Source organism: Filimonas zeae (assembly GCF_014641615.1).
GTDB lineage: Bacteria > Bacteroidota > Bacteroidia > Chitinophagales > Chitinophagaceae > Filimonas > Filimonas zeae.
Map to the genome: position 1 here is coordinate 1,010,629 of NZ_BMIB01000003.1, position 19,586 is coordinate 1,030,214.

9 protein-coding genes are annotated in these 19,586 nt (G+C 49.5%); 7 read left to right on the forward strand and 2 right to left on the reverse strand.

What is annotated here, in order from left to right:
• The first annotated feature begins 133 nt into the window (after positions 1 to 133).
• The 6 genes from IEY13_RS17180 (at position 134) to IEY13_RS17205 (ending at position 12,758) form a co-directional block, all read left to right on the forward strand.
• On the forward strand, positions 134 to 2,686 hold the full coding sequence (locus IEY13_RS17180; protein WP_188954336.1) for a glycosyl hydrolase 115 family protein: 2,553 nt from the start codon (positions 134 to 136) through the stop codon (positions 2,684 to 2,686).
• Positions 2,687 to 2,698: 12 nt separating this feature from the next.
• On the forward strand, positions 2,699 to 3,838 hold the full coding sequence (locus IEY13_RS17185) for an endo-1,4-beta-xylanase (protein WP_188954338.1): 1,140 nt from the start codon (positions 2,699 to 2,701) through the stop codon (positions 3,836 to 3,838).
• A gap of 15 nt (positions 3,839 to 3,853) precedes the next feature.
• Positions 3,854 to 6,370, forward strand: coding sequence for a glycoside hydrolase family 9 protein (locus IEY13_RS17190; protein WP_188954340.1), 2,517 nt, complete (start codon positions 3,854 to 3,856; stop codon positions 6,368 to 6,370).
• A 42-nt stretch (positions 6,371 to 6,412) separates the two neighbouring features.
• Positions 6,413 to 9,019, forward strand: coding sequence for a beta-glucosidase (locus IEY13_RS17195; RefSeq protein WP_188954342.1), 2,607 nt, complete (start codon positions 6,413 to 6,415; stop codon positions 9,017 to 9,019).
• 112 nt (positions 9,020 to 9,131) lie between these two features.
• Positions 9,132 to 10,238: a glycoside hydrolase family 43 protein gene (locus tag IEY13_RS17200; protein ID WP_188954344.1), complete on the forward strand. Its 1,107-nt coding sequence runs from the start codon at positions 9,132 to 9,134 to the stop codon at positions 10,236 to 10,238.
• Between the two features lie 27 nt (positions 10,239 to 10,265).
• Complete coding sequence (locus tag IEY13_RS17205; RefSeq protein ID WP_188954346.1) at positions 10,266 to 12,758, forward strand: glycoside hydrolase family 95 protein; 2,493 nt, start codon at positions 10,266 to 10,268, stop codon at positions 12,756 to 12,758.
• Between the two features lie 134 nt (positions 12,759 to 12,892).
• On the opposite strand, the gene IEY13_RS17210 is transcribed toward IEY13_RS17205, so the two are convergent.
• Together IEY13_RS17210 and IEY13_RS17215 are read right to left on the reverse strand one after the other, a co-directional pair.
• A complete protein-coding gene (locus IEY13_RS17210; protein ID WP_188954348.1) occupies positions 12,893 to 14,851 on the reverse strand; it encodes a RagB/SusD family nutrient uptake outer membrane protein in 1,959 nt (652 codons plus the stop codon).
• Positions 14,852 to 14,861: 10 nt separating this feature from the next.
• Positions 14,862 to 17,981 carry a SusC/RagA family TonB-linked outer membrane protein gene (locus tag IEY13_RS17215; RefSeq protein ID WP_188954350.1) on the reverse strand — a complete coding sequence of 1,040 codons (3,120 nt, stop codon included), beginning with the start codon at positions 17,979 to 17,981 and terminating at the stop codon, positions 14,862 to 14,864.
• Between the two features lie 414 nt (positions 17,982 to 18,395).
• Here IEY13_RS17215 and IEY13_RS17220 point away from each other — a divergent pair, with 414 nt between their 5' ends.
• Complete coding sequence (locus tag IEY13_RS17220) at positions 18,396 to 19,511, forward strand: alpha/beta hydrolase-fold protein (protein ID WP_188954352.1); 1,116 nt, start codon at positions 18,396 to 18,398, stop codon at positions 19,509 to 19,511.
• Positions 19,512 to 19,586: the final 75 nt, after the last annotated feature.

Genomic DNA, 19,586 nt, shown 5'->3' on the forward strand with positions numbered 1-19,586 from the left:
TAAATTAGCCCTCAGAAAGGATATAAACGATTGTGTGCAAGCCATTAGAAATGCTACTACGCTTTACCGGCATGCATACTGCCCTTTACGCTTCGGGATAAGATAACCAGCAACATGTAAACAGATTGCCAGCATGAAACGATTGATTGTATTCTCTTCTCTTTTATGTACAGCCCTGTGCGCCACTGCACAGCAGTTTGTAACCACCCGGCAGCAGCCCGGCGCTTTTGCCATTACTGCCGCTAACATGCCCGCTATTTATACCGATGCGCAGGACGACTGGCTGGTACAAAAAGCTGCCAGCCTGTTACAGCAGGATATTGAACTGGTAACCGGTAAAAAACCGGAACTGGTGCACACCCGCACAACAGCATCTAAAAACCTGATTATAGTAGGCACCATTAACGGTTGCAAAGCCTTACAACAATTAAGCACGCAAAAAAAAGTAGTATTGAACGATTTGAAAGGGCAGTGGGAAGCTTTTCAGGTGCAAACCATAACAGATAAAAACAGCCATACGCTGGTAATTGCCGGCAGCGATAAACGCGGTGCAGCGTATGGCGTGTTTGAATTAAGCCGCCAGCTGGGTGTATCGCCCTGGTACTGGTGGGCCGATGCGCCGGTGCAAAAGAAAACAGCTGCTTATATTACCAAAGGCAGCTACCACTTCCCTTCCCCTTCTGTAAAGTACAGGGGCATTTTTATCAACGATGAAGCCCCGGCTTTTTCCGGATGGACGCGTGAAAAGTTTGGCGGTGTAAACCACCTGGTATATGAGAAAATGTTTGAACTGCTGCTGCGCCTGAAAGGCAATTACCTGTGGCCCGCCATGTGGGGCAATGCTTTTAACGATGATGATACCCTTAACCCCATTATGGCAGACAAATGGGGCATTGTAATGGGCACCTCGCACCACGAGCCCATGCAGCGTGCGCAACAGGAATGGAAACGCTATGGTAAAGGCGAATGGGATTATACAAAAAATGAAGCCGGGCTGAAACAGTTCTGGACAAAGGGTATTGAAAACATGGGCACCCATGAAAGCATTGTTACCCTGGGTATGCGTGGCGATGGGGATATGCCTATGACCAAAGGCACTGCCACTGAACTGCTGGAACGCATTGTAACCGATCAGCGAAACATTATCACTACCGTAACCGGTAAACCCGCCACACAAACACCACAGCTATGGGCCTTGTACAAAGAAGTGCAGGACTATTACGATGAAGGTATGCGTGTGCCGGATGATGTTACCCTTTTACTGTGCGATGATAACTGGGGCAACATACGCCGCCTGCCCCAACCCGGCGAACCCAAAAGAGCCGGTGGCTATGGCATTTACTACCACTTTGATTATGTAGGTGGCCCACGTAATTACAAATGGCTTAACACCAATAATATTAGCCGTGTATGGGAGCAGATGCACCTGGCCTATGCGCACGGCGTTGATCAGATATGGATTGTAAACGTGGGCGATCTGAAACCCATGGAACTGCCCATATCCTTTTTTCTGGATTATGCGTACAACACCGGTAAGTGGAACGAAAACAATATAGAACAGTTTTATACCCAATGGGCCGCACAGCAGTTTGGCCCGCAGCAGGCACCTGCCATTGCGGAAGTATTAAACACCTACGCACGGTATGCCAGCCGCAGAAAGCCGGAGTTACTGGATGCCAGTACTTACAGCCTTACCGTACGTAACGAGTTTGCACAGGTGGTGCAGGAATGGACAACGCTGCGCATGAAAGCAGAAGCCATCAATAACCAGTTACCTGCCACAGATAAGGATGCGTATTTTCAGCTGGTACTGCACCCCGTACAGGCGCTGGAAAACCTGCACCAGCTTTACTATGCCGTAGCCATGAACAAACAGCTGGCCGCGCAGAAAAACATACTGGCGAATCAGTGGGCAGAGCGCACAAAAGAGTTTTACCTGGCCGACTCCCTGCTTTCCGTAAAATACAATACAGAAATAGCCGGTGGCAAATGGAACCACATGATGGATCAGACGCATATAGGTTACCGCTCCTGGCAGGAGCCCCGCCGCAATACTATGCCTGCGCTCAGTTATGTTGCGGCCGACAGCGCCACCGCCACTAACGCCGTATTTAAAGCGCAACCGCTGTATACACCACCCGCAGCATCAACCGGTAAAGCAGTGTATACAGAAAAAGACGGTTATGTAGCCATAAGCGCAACGCGCTACACCCGCGCGGTAGCCGGCAATAAGGTGCAATGGAAAACCATACCCAACATTGGTAAAAACGGAGATGGTATTACCACTTTTCCGGTAACTACATCGGTAAACCTGCAGGCCAACAGTCCGCACCTGGAGTACGAAATACATACCACCGGTAAAGACAGTGTTACCCTCCGCACCTGGTTCTCCCCTACATTAAACATTCACCACTCGCCCACCGGGTTACGCTTTGCCGTTTCTATTGATGACGAAGCACCGCAGATACTGGGCCTGAATAAAGAAGACAATACCGGCGCCTGGAATGCCTGGGTAGCCAATAACAATATTGTAAAACAAAGCCGCCATTACCTGGCCGCCCCCGGCAAGCACGTGGTGCGGTACTGGATGCTGGATGCAGGCGTTGTATTACAGAAACTGGTGGTAGAAACTGCCGGCCGCACAGAAGGCTATCTGCCACCGCCAGACACTTTATCAGATAAATAATAAACTGATTATATGACAACCAGATATTCCCTTGTAACAGCCTCTCTGCTGTCGCTGACCCTTGCGGGCTGTGCCGGCAGTAAAAAAGCACAGAACGCCAATAACCAGCCTGCCCTGCGGGAGGTGTTTAAAAAAGACTTTGCCATTGGCACTGCCCTTAACAACCGCCAGGTAGCGGAAAGAGATACCGCCGCTGCCCGGCTGGTGCCGCAGCAGTTTGATGCAGCCACCCCGGAGAACATGATGAAAGCAGCACTGATGCACCCGGAATGGAACCGGTATTATTTTGACGAAGCAGATAAGCTGGTGGCCTACGCGCAAAAGCACAACATTAAAGTAAACGCGCACACACTTATCTGGCACAGCCAGCTGCCTGCTTTTATGCGCCATATGAACAGCGCAGACTCTGTACGGCAGTTTATGCGCGACCATATTACCACCGTAGCAGGGCGCTATGATGGCAAAGTATATAGCTGGGATGTGGTGAATGAAGCATTGAACGAAGATGGCACCATGCGCAAATCTGTTTTTCAGCAAAAGCTGGGTGATGATTTTGTGGTAGAGGCTTTTAAACTGGCACAACAGGCTGCCCCGCACACCCGCCTGTATTATAACGATTACAATATAGAACAACCTGCCAAAAGAGCGGGTGCCATTGCCCTGATTAAAAAAATACAGGCTGCCGGTGTACGTATTGATGGCGTAGGCATTCAGGGCCACTGGAGCGTGGAGCACCTGCCGCTGGATCAGATTGAAAAGAGTATACAGGAGTTTGGTGCACTGGGTATAGAAGTCATGTTTACCGAGCTGGATTTGAGTGTGCTGCCCAGCCCCCGTGGCATTGTGGGCGCAGATGTAAACCAGAGTGCTACCTATAACGATAAAATAAACCCTTACCGCGAGGGCCTGCCAGACTCGATGCAAAATAAACTGGCAGACAGCTACGATGCGCTGTTCCGCCTGTTTTTACAGTATAAAAACAAGGTTACCCGCGTAACCTTCTGGGGTGTTGATGATGGCCAATCGTGGCTGAACGATTTTCCGGTACGTGGCAGAACCAATTATCCCCTTTTGTTTGACAGGAAGTTGCAACCCAAACCGGCTTTTTACAGGGTAATTGATACTAAAAAACACACCGCTATTCACCACTAACAGAAAACACGATTCATGTACTCCGCTAAATATTTATCCACCGGTACCGGCAAAGCCATACGCTTACTGTCGCTGGCATTGGGGCTCAGCCCCTTTTGCCTGCGTGCGCAGCAAACGGACAAAAGCGCACTCAGGCTTACAGATGCAGGCTACCTGTACAAACCCGGACTGAATGTATTTGTTTTTAATAGTCACTACGGGCTGTTTGGCGATGAAAAGCTGGCAGGCATAGAACTGATACACCACGAAGTACGCACTGCCACCAATGGCGATGTGCGCCTGGATGCCACTCCGGAGCAATGGGATTCTATACCGCAGTTTATACGCCGCGAAACGGATAAACCAACCAATACCGTACGTGCCTGGCTGCGTTACCCTGCCTTTAATTTTGATTATGCCATTGAAGTAAAGCCCGAAGCAGAGGGCGTGGTAATACGCGTGTTACTGGATAAAGCTTTACCCGCTGCACTGGCCGGACGCGCCGGTTTTAACCTGGAGTTTTTACCCTCCGCCTATTTTTCCAAAACCTATATAGCGGATGGAAAAGCAGGCGTGTTTCCCTTATACCCTACCAGCCACATGGCCCTGAGCAACGGACGCACCGCGCCCATGCCACTGGCACAGGGTAACAGGCTGGTGCTGGCACCTGAAGATGCGCACCGCCGGGTACGCATAGAAAGCCAGACACCCTTACAGCTATATGATGGCCGCAACAAAGCCCAGAACGGCTGGTTTGTGGTACGCAGCCTGCTGCCCGCAGGTAAAACCGGTACGGTGCTGGAATGGCATGTAACGGCCAATACCCAGGCCGGCTGGACACGCCCGCCGGTAGTAGCACATTCACAGGTAGGCTACCATCCTGATCAGCAGAAGATAGCAGCGATTGAACTGGATAAAAACAGCAAGGCGCTTGCCAACGCTACCCTGCTGCGCATAGAAGATAACGGTACCATTACCCAAAAGTATACTGCACCGGTACAGCGCTGGGGTAACTACCTGCGTTACCAGTATTATACCTTCAACTTCTCATCTGTAAAAGACACCGGTGTATATATTATACAATACGGCACCACGCAAACAAAGCCCTTCCGTATTGATAAGCAGGTATACCAGACTGCCTGGCACGCCACACAGGATATATTTATGCCGGAGCAGATGGATCACGTAACAGTGAAGGAAGCCTACCGTATATGGCACGGCGCCTCTCACCTGGATGATGCTTTGCAGGCACCTACCAATCTGGTACATTTTGATTTGTATGCCCAGGGCCCTACTACCGACACCCGCTTTAAACCCCTGGAACATATACCCGGCCTGAATGTAGGCGGCTGGTACGATGCGGGTGATTTTGACATACGCACCCAAACGGTATACGGCACCGTAACCGATCTGGTACATGCCTGGGAACTGTTCCACCCCATGCGCGATGAAACACTGGTTGATCAGACCATCCGCTATGTAGAGCTGCACCGCCCCGATGGCAAACCCGATATGCTGCAACAGATAGAACATGGTACCTTACAGTTGCTGGCGCAATTCAATGCCGTGGGCCATGCCATTAACGGTATAGTGGAGGCACACCTGGAAGAATACACACACCTGGGCGATGCGGTTACCAAAACAGATAACCTGATTTACAAACCCACACTGGGCCCGCACCAGACAGAAGGCGCATTCAGCGGCAGGCCCGATGACCGCTGGGCTTTTACCAACCGTTCTACTGCTTTAAACTATGGTTCTATTGCTGCACTGGCAGCAGCCAGCCGTGCTTTGAAAGGTTATAACGATACACTGGCGGCGCAATGCCTGCAAAAAGCAGTGGAGGTATGGGAAGAAGAGCAGACACATCCGCCGCATGTATTTAACCACGGCAATACCACCGGCGGCCCGCTGCCGGATGAGAGAATGCAGGCAGCACTGGAACTGCGCATAGCTACCGGTAAACAAAAGTATGCAGATACACTGGCCGCTCATTTTGCAGAAATAGCACAGCAGTTCAACCGCCGTGCAAGGCTTTGTATACAGGCCCTGCCCTATCTGGATGCTGCTTACCATGTACGTGTAAAAGAACTGGTTACCAATTATAAGCAGCAGGTGCTGGATAAAATGAGCACACAAAACCCTTACGGGGTACCTGTAACCGGCGGTGGCTGGGCAGGCAGCGGTGCGGTTATCAACTTTGGATTAACCAATTATTATTTACACCGCGCCTTCCCCGATATTATCGGTGCTGAGGCTGTGTATAAAAGCCTGCATTACCTGTATGGCACGCACCCCGGCTCAGATATATCACTGGTATCTGCCGTGGGTACCGAATCTAAAAAAGTAGCGTATGGTAACAACCGCGCCAACTTTACATTTATAGCAGGGGGCATTGTACCGGGCGTATTGATTATACCGCCCGACTTTCCGGAAAACAAAGAAGACTGGCCGTTTTTATGGGGCGAAAATGAATATGTGGTAGGGCTTGGCGCCAGTTATATTCTGCTGGTAAACGCAGTGAACCAGTTATTGCATACCAGCACGCCTTAACCCCACCTGCCTCCTTTTTCAGAACTGATAATAATGATTAATATGCGATTGATTGCGAAGATGTTTGTTATGCCCCTGTTCATTGGCGCCTGCGCCTGGGGGCCTGCCTGCCTGGCACAAAACAGCTATCCCTTTCAGAACACCGCGCTATCTTTTGAAAAGCGCGTGGATGACCTGGTGGGCCGTTTAACACTGGAAGAAAAAGTAGCGCAGATGTTAAACACCGCACCGGCCATATCCCGGCTGGGCATACCTGCTTACGACTGGTGGAATGAAGTGCTGCATGGCGTAGCGCGCACGCCTTACCGTGTTACCGTATACCCGCAGGCCATTGGCATGGCGGCTACGTTTGATACCAACTCCATCAAACGCATGGCAGATTACTCGGCACTGGAAGGCAGGGCCGTCTTTAACAAAGCGCAGCAGGATGGCAGGGAAGGGCAGCGTTATGTAGGCCTCACCTACTGGACGCCTAACATCAACATCTTCCGCGATCCCCGCTGGGGCCGCGGGCAGGAAACTTACGGCGAAGATCCCTTTTTAACCGCGATGATGGGTGCTGCCTTTGTTCGCGGGTTGCAGGGTAACGATCCGAAGTACCTGAAAGCAGCTGCCTGTGCCAAGCACTATGCGGTACACAGCGGCCCCGAACCTTCCCGCCATGTGGACAATATATCGCCTACCGATTACGACCTGTGGAATACCTATCTGCCCGCATTTAAACAACTGATTACCCAAACCAATGTAGCGGGTGTAATGTGTGCGTATAACGCCTTTAAATCGCAACCCTGCTGTGGCAGTGATCAGCTGATGATTGATATACTGCGTAACCGCTGGCAGTTTAATGGCTATGTAACCTCTGATTGCTGGGCGATAGACGACTTTTTCAAAAACCATAAAACCCATAAAACAGCGGAAGACGCTTCTGCCGATGCCGTATTACACGGCACCGATGTGGAATGTGGTACAGATGCGTATTTGTCGCTGGTAAAAGCGGTAAAGAATGGCCTCATTGCCGAAAAACAGATTGACGTATCGGTAAAACGCCTGTTTATGATCCGCTTTCAGCTGGGTATGTTTGATCCGAAAGAAATGGTATCCTTTGCACAAACGCCTGCTTCGGTACTGGAAAGCGCCGCCCATAAGGCACATGCGCTGCAAATGGCCCGGCAGAGTGTAGTGCTGCTGCGCAACCAGAACAACACACTGCCGCTGAGCAAACAGCTGAAAAAGATTGCCGTAGTAGGCCCCAATGCCGATAATGCCATTGCAGTGCTAGGCAACTACAACGGCATCCCCTCTACAACCGTAACCTTATTGCAGGGCATACGCGATAAGGTAGGCCCCAACGTACAGGTGGTATATGAAAAAGCCGTAAACTTTACCAACGATACCTTACTGCAATATGCCGATGTAGCCAGCCAGTACCACTGGCAGGGTAAACAGGGCTTTTATGCTGAGTATTACAACAACACAGAACTGAAGGGCCAGCCACTGGCTACCCGCACAGAGCCTGCACTGGATAACAACTGGCAGGAAGGGCAGCTGATTATAGACACCCTGAAAGGCTATCATTTTTCAGCACGTTATACCACTGAATTTACTGCCAACACCACCGGCAGCATGTCTTTTGAACTGGATGCAGATGATGGCTACCGCTTTCTGGTAGATGGCAAAGAAGTAATTAACGCATGGACACGCAACCGCTGGGGCGCACGCACGTATAAACTGAATACAGAAGCAGGCACCACCTACAAACTGGTGGTAGAGTATTACCAGGCAGAAGGCAAGGCCAACGTGAAACTGAAAGCCGGCCATTTTACCAGAACAGATTTTGCCGCACTGGCCAGCCGCCTGAAAGATGCAGATGCTATTGTATACGCCGGCGGTATATCTCCACAGCTGGAAGGGGAAGAAATGCGTGTAGACTACCCCGGTTTTAATGGTGGCGACAGAACCTCTATTGCCTTACCCAAAGTACAGACGGAGTTACTGCAGGCATTACAGGCCACCGGCAAACCGGTAGTGTTTGTAATGATGACCGGTAGCGCCATTGCCATACCGTGGGAGGCAGCAAATATACCGGCTATTGTTAACGCCTGGTATGGCGGACAAAGCGCCGGCACTGCCATTGCAGATGTGTTGTTTGGCGATTACAACCCCGCAGGCCGCCTGCCCGTTACTTTTTACGCCAACGATGCAGACCTGCCCGGCTTTACCGATTATACCATGCACAACCGCACTTACCGTTACTTTACCGGTAAGCCTTTATACGGCTTTGGTTATGGGTTAAGCTATACCCGCTTTAGTTACGAAAACCTGCGCGTTACCGGCAAAAGCAAATACACCATTGAGGTGAAAGTAACCAACACAGGCAGCCGCGATGGTGAAGAGGTAGTACAGCTGTACACTACGGTGCCCGGTAAGGATGCACCGTTGCGTTCTTTAAAAGGATTTCAGCGCATTGCACTGAAAAAAGGAAAAAGCAAAACAGTGACTTTTACCGTTACTCCGGAACAACTGGCCCTGATGGACAACAACGGCAAACCGGAAACCATAAAAGGCAAGGTAATAATAGCAGTTGGTGGCAGCCAGCCCGGCACCGCCACAACATCAGGCACTCCACAACAAACAAGTATTGCATTATAAACATACCGGATGATAAAACATATTCTGCCAGCGGCAATAATGCTGATGCTGTCGTACTCAACGACAGCTCAGCTGCCGTTGCGGCATGCCATTAACACCAGAATCAAAACGCATGAATAAAATCTGGCTATCTGCCTGTTTGTTATTTACACTGCAATACAGCAGTGCCCAAACAGATACCGCTGCTGCCTTCCGCTATACCAACCCCATTACACGTGATACCGCGCTTTCCATGCGCGATCATTTTATAATAAAGGTGGGCAGCAAATGGTATTGCACAGGTACAAGCAACCCGGTATGGACGGGCCCCAACCCTGGCGTAAGGCTGCTGGAATCTGACGATATGATACACTGGAAACAGCATTCCTGGCTGATTGATGGCGCTAAGCTGCCTGCGGATTGCCCCTACAACGGCCGTTTCTGGGCGCCGGAAATTCATTTTATACAAAACAAATACTGGCTTACCGTTAACAGCGGCAAAGTAACAGCCGACGACCCCAAGGGCATGAAAACACACAGTGTATGGCTGTTTTCGGCAGACCATGTTACCGGCCCCTATAAGCTGGTAAACGGCCCCTTAACACCACAGTATAACAACGATGCTACTTTGTTTGAAGATGAGGATGGGCAAACCTATCTCTATTGCAGCGGCAACGGACTGTTTCAGGCACCGATAGATTTGCCAACGGGCAAATTAAAGGGCAGCATTCAGAAGTTTCTGGATAAAAGAGAACCCGGCTACCCGGATTGGATGCAGGGCGGCATAGAAGGCCCGTTTGTAATAAAGAAAGAGGACATGTACTTTATGTTCTTCAGCACCTGGACAAGAGGCTATGAAGTAGGCCTGCTGAAAGCCCCCACTCCCTTAGGCCCCTGGAAACTGGTAAGCGACCAGCCCATCTTCGGCACGCGCAAAAAAGGCTACCGCCCCCAACTGGCTGCCGGTGGCGGATACAGTCACCTGCAGTTTCAGGACACGGAAGATCCCTACTGTGAAACAGGCCACAATGCCCTGTTTACCGGCCCTGATGGCCAACTGTGGAGCAGCTGCCATTACCTGATGTATGAGCAGCGCCCCTACCCTTACAGCAAAACCCTGGAGCCGTGGGAAACGCTGCCGCAAATGGGCATTGAGCCTGTTTACTACCATGATGGAAGGTTTTACATGCACAACCCTACGTGGACAGAGCAATGGGTGGTGCCGCAGAAAAGAAAATAAATCAGGATAACCATTATTAATAGTATTATGAACAGATACCGATTGTGGTGTGCTTACCTGCTGGCAGCAGCTGCTACGGCGGCCAATGCGCAATCAGCAGCACCTACCAATACAAACACAGCACCGTTAAAACTATGGTATACCCAACCTTCCGGTAATGTATGGGAGAATGCACTACCGGTGGGCAATGGCCGCCTGGGCGCCATGGTATATGGCAACGTGGAAAAAGAAACGATACAACTGAACGAACATACTATCTGGTCGGGCAGCCCCAACCAGAACAACAGCCCCGAAGCACTGGCCGCATTGCCCGAAATAAGGCAACTTATCTTTTCCGGTAAGTACAAAGAAGCGGAGCAACTGACCAATAAAACTTTCTTCAGCAGTCGCTCCTTTGGTCAGCGCTTTCAGCCTGCCGGCAATCTGTTACTGAAATTTAACGGGCATGAGGCATACAGCAACTACCAGCGGGAGCTGGACATAGAAAAGGCTGTTGCCAAAACCAGCTACACGGTAAATGGTGTAACCTATACACGCGAAGTAATAGCCTCACTGGCAGACAGGATACTGGTGCTGCGCCTGACCGCCAGCAAACAAGCCAGCCTCAGCTTTACTGCCTCCTGCACCTCGCCGCATAAAAAGCAACGCATCAGCACACAGGCGGGCGGACAGTTGCAGTTAACAGGCACCACCGGCGACCATGAAGGCGTAATAGGAAAGGTTCAATTCAGCAGCCTTTTTCGCCTGGTGCCGGAAGGTGGTGCCCTGGTGCAGACAGACAGCAGTATTACCATTACAAATGCCAATGCCGCTACCATTTACATTTCTATCGCCACCAATTTTATCCGCTATAACAATATCAGTGGTGATGAAAACAAACTGGCGCAAAGCTGGCTGGATAAAGTAATACGCAAACCTTATGCAGCCATTAAACGCGACCACATAGCAGCCTACCAGCGTTATTTTAACCGGGTAAAGTTTCAGCTGGGCAGCAGCACCGCGCCCGCACTGCCTACAGATGAACAACTGAAAAACTTTCGCAACACCAACGATGCTAACCTGGTAACCCTGTATTACCAGTACGGGCGCTACCTGCTCATTTGCAGCTCACAACCCGGCGGGCAACCTGCCAACCTGCAAGGCATCTGGAATGATAAATTATCACCGCCATGGGATAGCAAATACACGCTGAATATTAATGCAGAAATGAACTACTGGCCCGCGGAGAAAACCAACCTGCCGGAACTGCATGAGCCTTTTTTAAACATGGTAAAAGAACTGTCTGAAACCGGCCGCAGCACTGCCACCACCATGTATGGCGCACGCGGCTGGGTAGCGCACCACAATACCGATATATGGCGCATTACCGGCCCGGTAGACGGCGCTTTCTGGGGCATCTGGAATGCCGGTGCTGCCTGGACAACCCAACACCTGTGGGAGCATTACCTGTACAACGGCGATAAAACCTTTCTGGCGCAGGCTTATCCGGCTTTGAAAAGCGCAGCTACTTTTTATACTGATTTTCTGGTCATGCACCCCAGATACCACTGGCTGGTAGCAGCCCCCGGCACCTCGCCCGAAAACGGCCCCAAAGCACATGAAGGCTCCAGTATAGACGCCGGTACAACTATGGATAATCAGCTGGTGTTTGATCTGTTCAGCGCTACCATACGCGCCGCAGCCATTCTGAATAAAGATGCGGCCTTTGCCGATACCCTGCGCCGCATGCGCAGCCAGCTTGCGCCTATGCATATAGGACAGCACAGCCAGCTGCAGGAATGGCTGGAAGATGCGGACAGCCCTAACGACAGGCACCGCCACATCTCCCACCTGTATGGTCTGTATCCATCTGCCCAGATATCACCCTACCGCACCCCGCAGTTATACAGCGCTGCCAGAAACACGCTGGTACAACGCGGCGATGTATCTACCGGATGGAGCATGGGCTGGAAAATAAACTGGTGGGCACGTATGCTGGATGGCAACCATGCCTACCAGCTTATACAGAATCAGCTTACTCCGCTGGGCGCAAACCCTGACGGTGGTGGCACTTACAACAACCTGTTTGATGCTCACCCACCTTTTCAGATAGATGGCAATTTTGGCTGCACATCAGGCATTACAGAAATGCTGATGCAAAGTGCAGATGGCGCTATACACCTGTTGCCTGCTTTACCCGAAATTTGGAAACCTGCCGGTAGCATAAGCGGTTTACGCGCCAGAGGTGGTTTTGAAATAGTGGATATGCAGTGGAAGGATGGAAAAATAGTCAGGGTAATTATACAATCTAACCTGGGTGGCAACCTGCGGTTACGCGTACCCAATCCACTTGCTATGGCAGGCGGTAAAACACCTGCTGCCGCCAGGGGCAATAATACCAATGCCTTCTTTTATACAGAAGAGGTGGCAACACCGGTTATATCTGCCAGAGCAACTATTACCGCACCGGAATTAGTACCTACTTTTTTATACGATATACCTACACAAAAAGGGAAACGCTATACATTGACGGCACGTTAAAATCATGCGAGGCGGCTTTTCTATTGCCAGGCAGTTGCTTTTATCGTAAGCTTATACCTATAGAAAAAGACGCCCCAGGAATGGGGCGTCTGTGCTTCTGCGAAATTAAAAAAACTGTTATTCAACCAAATCTGTTATTCATAACCAGGATTCTGGTAAGAAGCTTTTTCACTGGCCGACATTTCCATAGCATCAAACTGCCCCTGTGGAATAGGACGCAGGTAATACTTGCTATCGATAGTACGGGTAAAAGTTACCGGCGTGTGATCGCTATAGTTAGGGCCACCAATGGTAAATGTACCGCCTATCTCCTGCCATTTCTGTGTACGCACCAGATCGTACCAGCGGTAACCTTCTCCGTAAAACTCACGGGAACGTTCTGCCAGAATATAATCGATAGTAATGGTAGCAGGTGTGGCAGCAGTCATATCTGCACTGTGATCTTCCACTTTGGCTGCGTTGCCATTGTTGCTCCATCTCCACTTACCTGCTCTTGCACGTAATACATTAATCAGCTCTCTGGCAGATTTGCCGGAGGTAGTAACTGCCCCTTTCACTGCCGCTTCAGCTGCAATCAGATACAGCTCGCTGAACTTGGCAATGTTATAAGGTCTGGTGCTGCCCGCGTTAGGCTGGCCCAGGCCGGTTCCATTATCCGTGCGGTAAGGGCCCAGTTTCCATAAACCCGGATACACAATACGGTTAATACCGCTGGGGGCTATTACAAAATCAGCACGGCCGGGTAGTACACCTGCGCCTACACTGCTTTTATAAACAGCATTACTGTAATCAATAGCCTGCGCCGGATCGGCATCCAGAAAGGTAAGTATAGCACCACCATTGCTTACCGGCAGGGCGTTGGCATTGTAGAGCGTTGCATTGGTAATGCCTGCTTTTGCCCAGTTACCACGATAGGTAGTAGTAAAAGTACCATCGTAACGGGAATCGTTTGTTTTATCTGCAAAGGTGTTGGTAAACACGCCAATGGGCGGTGCCATACGCACCCATGGACGGCCCAGCGCCTGTGCAGCCTCGCGCTGAACAGAGTTTACGGTTGGTGTCCATGCCGGAGTGGTGGCACTGCTGATGGCCGTATAGTTCCAGGTAAGAAACCAGCCGGAAAAATTATCAGTGTTGCTGCCGTTGCTGTAAGTAAGGCTACCACCGTTGTACAGCTCACTGTTCTGCGTATGATCCGCATACAACAGAATTTCACTATTGCGGTCGTTAGAACCCACATTTACATCATAAAAAGTAGGTTGTAAGCCATAGGCACCTGGTGCAGCAATAGCGGCTGTAGCCACATCATAAGCAGCCTGGTAGTACCACTGCGCATTATGTCCGTTAGGATCGGTGCGGCTGGTTGCCGGATAAGTAGGTATGTTATTGGGATTTTCCAGCCACCACGCATACGTAAGGTAAGCCTTGGCCAGAAACAGCCTTGCTGTTGTCTGGGTTAACGCTCCGGTTACACGGGCAGCGGTGGGCAGGTTGCGTACAGCAGAATCCAGATCAGGAAATATGGCTTTGGTATACACTTCCGGAACGGTGTTGCGCTTAGAGGTACGAACGGTGGAGGTATTAAACTTCAACTCACCGGCACCCAGATCCAGCGGAACCCCTCCAAAAGTCTGCACCAGCAAAAAGTAATCAAAAGCCCTGAAAAACCTGGCCTCCGCTATCAGCGCAGCTGAAACACCGGCGGCAGTAGCATTTTCAATTACCCCGTTAGCTGTATTGATATAGGGGAACGTTTGAAACCAGGCAGCCCCCGCATCGTTCAGCGTGGGCGTTGGCCTTACGCCCGGAAAAGAAAAGTCGTGCGCCTGAAAGGAGCTGCCGCTGGAACCGCTCTGCCCCCAGGTGGCTTCGTCCGTACCGGTTTCGCCGTTGTTTAAAAAATAACCGTTTCCATATATGGTACGCAGGTGTGCATATAAAGATGTTAAGCCACCCATTACCCCATTGGTAGTTTTAAAATAATCAGGAGTAAAAATACTGCGGGGCGTTTCTTCCAGAATTTTGGAGCATCCTGCCAGCACTATCGCCACTGCGCAGGCACCTATACTTATTTTAGATACAATCTTATTCATATCGCAATTTTTAGAACGTTACATTTAAACCAACCAGATAACTACGTGTGGCAGGTGTATTGGTACCTACAATCAGCATACGGCGTACACCAGCTACCGCTACGTTCTGATCACCCAGTGAGTTAGGCTCAGGATCCATACCGGATTCATTCTTATACGGAGAGAAGAATACAAACGGATTTTCAAACGTGCAGTACGCTCTCATTCTGCTGATACCCGCGCTTTTCAACCACTTTTGTGAGAAGTTGTAGCCCAGGGTAATAGTACGGATTTTCATATAGGAAGCGCTGAAATAACCCAGTGTGCTGCCGTATTTAGGGTTATCACCACCTACACCACCCGGACGTGGATATTTGGCGCCGGTATTGGTGGGCGTCCAGTAATCCACACGTACGTTGTTGCCCGATCTGGAGTTGAGGTTGTTGAGGTAACCGGTAGAACCGTATAAAGCACTGGTTAAAATACCGCCGCTTTTGAAAGCGCCGATTACACTCAGTTCAAAGTTTTTATAAGCTACGCGGGTGTTAAAACCACCTTCAAAGTTGCTCTGAATATTCATTACCTGGCGGTCTGCCGCACCTATAGCGCGTGTAGGGGTGCCATCCGGGTTGCGATCACCTAAGTATTCTACTTTAATCATACCCACTTTACCACCTGGCTCCAGTATATTCATTTTTTCCTGGGCACTGTCAGCCGCATTCCACAGACCTATTTTCTTATAATCGAAAATAGCATCTATCGGGTGACCGGTAAACCACAGGTTACCTTCGTCTTTGGTTTGTCCGGATGCCAGGCTTACCAGTTTGTTACGGTTACCATAAATGTTTACACCTGCTTCCCAGGTCCAGCCATTCAGGTTATCCAGGATAATGCCGTTTAAGGTAAGTTCCATACCCTTGTTTTGCGTAGCGCCAATGTTGGCGGTATAACTACCCACACCGGATGTTGGTGGCAGGTTTACACTCAGCAATACATTATCGGTATTCTGTACATAGTATTCCAATGTACCGCTCAGGCGGTTCTTTAACAGGCTGAAGTCTACACCATAGTTCCATGTTTTGGAAAACTCCCAGCCCAGTCGTGGGTTAGGCAGTTGTGTTACATACATACCTGTGGCATAGGTAGAACCAAAGTTATACGGAGCCGTGTTTAACAAACCCAGTGTTTGATAAGGGTTGATAGACTGGTTAGAGGTTTGACCATACCCTACACGCAGCTTCAACGCATCAAACATACTGTTTTTCATGAACGACTCGTTGTTGATATTCCAGCCTGCAGAAACCGCAGGATACGCATGCCATTTGTGACCGGTAGCCAGTACAGAAGAACCATCTGAACGATAGGTGGCACTGATCATATACTTATCATCATAAGAATAAATGGCGCGCCCCATAAACGACAACAGACCACTTTGTGTATAGTTCTGGTTGGCGGGGTTGATAATGGGGTTTACGTTGGCACGGCCCAGGTTGTAGAACTGGAAGGCATCTGCCGGTATATCCTGTGCAGAGGCAGAAGAGTACCAGGAAGTAGTTTGCTGGGAAGAATACAGGCCCACAGCGTTGATTTTATGCTTGCCGGCAAAAACGCGATCATAGGTAAGCAGGTTTTCAATAGCCCAGTTAACTGTATGTGTGTTGTTGATGTTGGCAGAAGAAAGTGTAGTAGCCACACCGCTGAAAACGCCCTGGCCGGTATAGCTGCCGTAGTTGTTCTGACGGTAGTTTAAACCCACATTGGCGCGGTATTTCAAACCTTCCACACCAGGAATTTTCACTTCGGCATAAATAGAGTTATAGGAGCTTAATGCTCTTGCCAGATCTATATACTGATCGCCCAATGATTCCAGGCGCTGGCGGGTGTATACCCATTGTGCACCGGATGTGTTTTGGGTAACAATAGATTTCCAGCTGCCATCGGGGTTGCGTGGGTTAAGAATAGGCGAAAGGGCTATAGCGCTTCCGGGGCTGAGGTTGGTATTGTGGTTATTGGAATAGTTGGTATTGGTAGTTAACCCAACACGCAGCAGACCGCCCACACGTTGCTCCAGCGAGGTGCGGATAGTATATCTTTCGTAATACTGCGTGGGAATAACGCCCTGCTCTTTAAAATAACCTAAACCAACGCTGTAGTTGCCTTTTTCAGCACCACCGGAAATGTCTATACTCTGGTTGGTAATCCAGCCGGTTCTGTACAGCAGATCCTGCCAGTCGGTATTAATAGAGTCAGCCTCATCAATGGTATTGTTAAAGGTAAGTCCGTTCGCTGCCGAAGCTTTACGCAGCGCCACAAACTCAGGCCCGGTCATCATAGGATATTTACCAAACACAGTTTTGGCACCGTAAAAGCCGCTGTAGCTAAGGCGTGCTTTCTGCCCCTGTGCACCTTTATTGGTAGTGATTAACACTACGCCATTGGCACCGCGGGAACCATAGATGGCAGTGGACGATGCATCTTTCAGAATGTCGATGCTCTTGATACTGTTAGGATCGATATCACTGATAGAACCGCTGAACGGAATACCATCCAGTACAATCAAAGGATCATTGGAGGCATTGAGGGAACGGGTACCACGGATGCGGATTTGCATGTCTGAACCCGGCTTGGTAGAGGTTTGTGCCATTACCACACCTGCCACACGCCCCTGTAGGGCACGGGCCACGTTGGGTGCCGGAATTTCCGTTACCTTATCGCCGGCAATAGAAGCAACGGAGCCCGTTACATCTTTCTTGCGCTGGCTGCCGTAACCAATTACAATTACCTCATTGGTGGCACCCGCCACTGCGGTTAAAGTAACTGCAATAGATGTACGGTTGTTTACCGGTACATCTAATGAATTGTACCCTACAGAAGAAACCACCAGGGTAGCATTGGGCGAAACGGTAATTACAAAGTTTCCATTATCATCGGCAGAAACCCCTCCGGAACCTCCTTTTACCATTACGGAGGCCTGTGGCACCGGCTGCCCGCTTTCATTTTTTACCTGTCCGGTAATTTTTGTTGCATTTTGTGCATAAGCAGCAGAGAAGATAAAGGCAAATAAAACCAGCCCTACAAAAGAATACTTAAACCAGTAAGGCCATTTGTAAGGATGTACATCCTTCAGCAGACTTGACTCTGAAATACGCATAGTTTTTGGCGTTAAAAATTTACAGATAAATAGGAAGCAGGAATAAAATTACAATCGATTTCATAAAAAGTTTCTATTTCGGCCCTTTTGAATGGTCAGGCAACAATTATGAAAATGAATTGATTTAAGATCCGGCTTCTGGTTCAGCTTATTTTGGCCACCGAAAGGAAGATGGAGAAAGAGAAATTATAATACTGTTTTACAATTAGTTATGATACCAACAAGCAATCTTTCTTTCCATGGCAAGAACAAACAGATGGCGGCAACCTCTGGATTGAATACCTGAAAATTACATCCACGGAGTAAATGTAGTAATTTTTCAATCGATTACATAAAATTCGGAAAATGGCAATAACTTTATCTGCCGGCGCTTAAAACACCGCGCAAAATTGCAGCCATTTAAATACTATAACCATGAACCTGAAATGCATTACGATTGCTTTTTCAGCCGCGTGTATCTGCGGACTGTCACATGCACAAACCACAACCGGAGAAGTAAAAGACGATTTCAAACCTTCTCCTTTAAATCAGCCAGGTAAAGCCTATCCGCAGGTAAACTCGCAGGGGTATGCCCGTTTTCGCGTGCATGCGCCGCAGGCCGATAGTGTTAAAGTGAGCCTTGGCCTGGGCGGCCAGGGAGGCACCCGGCTTACCAAGGGTGCCGACGGCTATTTTACCGGTACCACTGCCGGTGCTATGGATGAGGGATTCCATTATTACCACCTTACTATTGACGGCGGTGTATTTAACGATCCCGGAGCGTTGAACTATTACGGCTCTACCCGTTGGGAAAGCGGTATAGAAATTCCGGCACCGGATCAGGACTTTTATGCACTGAAAAATGTACCCCACGGTAACGTACAGCAGATTCTTTTCCCCTCTGCAATCACCAACACCTCACGCAGAGCTTTTGTATATACACCGCCGGGGTATGGTAAAGGCAATACCCGTTATCCGGTATTATACCTGCAGCACGGCTGGGGCGAGGATGAAACTGCCTGGAGCAACCAGGGCCGCGCAAACCTGATTATGGATAACCTGATTGCGGAAGGGAAAATAAAGCCGTTTATTATTGTAATGACCTATGGCATGACGAATGAAATAAAATGGGGCGGCATCAGAGACTTTAAAATTGACACGTTTCAAACCGTGCTTACCGGAGAACTGATACCGTATGTAGACACGCATTTTCAAACCCTTGCCAACCGGGATAACCGTGCCATGGCAGGTCTTTCTATGGGTGGCATGGAAACCCATCAGATAACGTTGAACAAGCCGGAAGTATTTGGATACTATGCACTGCTGAGCGGTGGCATATACAAAACAGAGGAACTGAAAGACAAGCCCAAACCCAAATTGATTTTCCTCAGCTGCGGCAGCAAAGAACGTCCGGAAGGCGTTAAAAATGCCACTGCTGAACTGAAAGCAGCGGGCTATAATGCCGTATCTTATGTATCAGACAAAACTGCACATGAGTTTCTTACCTGGCGCAGAAGCCTGCTGGAGTTAGCTCCGCAGTTATTTAAATAATCTGTTTTAATGATACTGTTACCTCTGGCGCGTACTAGTGTACGTGTACCAGTGGTAACAGTATTACACAATGTA

Bases quoted from the DNA above. Each gene is read 5' to 3' on its own strand.
- IEY13_RS17220 (WP_188954352.1), top strand. From the start codon at position 18,396: ATGAACCTGAAATGCATTACGATTGCTTTTTCAGCCGCGTGTATCTGC.
- IEY13_RS17200 (WP_188954344.1), top strand. From the start codon at position 9,132: ATGAATAAAATCTGGCTATCTGCCTGTTTGTTATTTACACTGCAATAC.
- IEY13_RS17180 (WP_188954336.1), top strand. From the start codon at position 134: ATGAAACGATTGATTGTATTCTCTTCTCTTTTATGTACAGCCCTGTGC.
- IEY13_RS17195 (WP_188954342.1), top strand. From the start codon at position 6,413: ATGCGATTGATTGCGAAGATGTTTGTTATGCCCCTGTTCATTGGCGCC.
- IEY13_RS17210 (WP_188954348.1), bottom strand. From the start codon at position 14,851: ATGAATAAGATTGTATCTAAAATAAGTATAGGTGCCTGCGCAGTGGCG.
- IEY13_RS17190 (WP_188954340.1), top strand. From the start codon at position 3,854: ATGTACTCCGCTAAATATTTATCCACCGGTACCGGCAAAGCCATACGC.
- IEY13_RS17215 (WP_188954350.1), bottom strand. From the start codon at position 17,981: ATGCGTATTTCAGAGTCAAGTCTGCTGAAGGATGTACATCCTTACAAA.
- IEY13_RS17205 (WP_188954346.1), top strand. From the start codon at position 10,266: ATGAACAGATACCGATTGTGGTGTGCTTACCTGCTGGCAGCAGCTGCT.
- IEY13_RS17185 (WP_188954338.1), top strand. From the start codon at position 2,699: ATGACAACCAGATATTCCCTTGTAACAGCCTCTCTGCTGTCGCTGACC.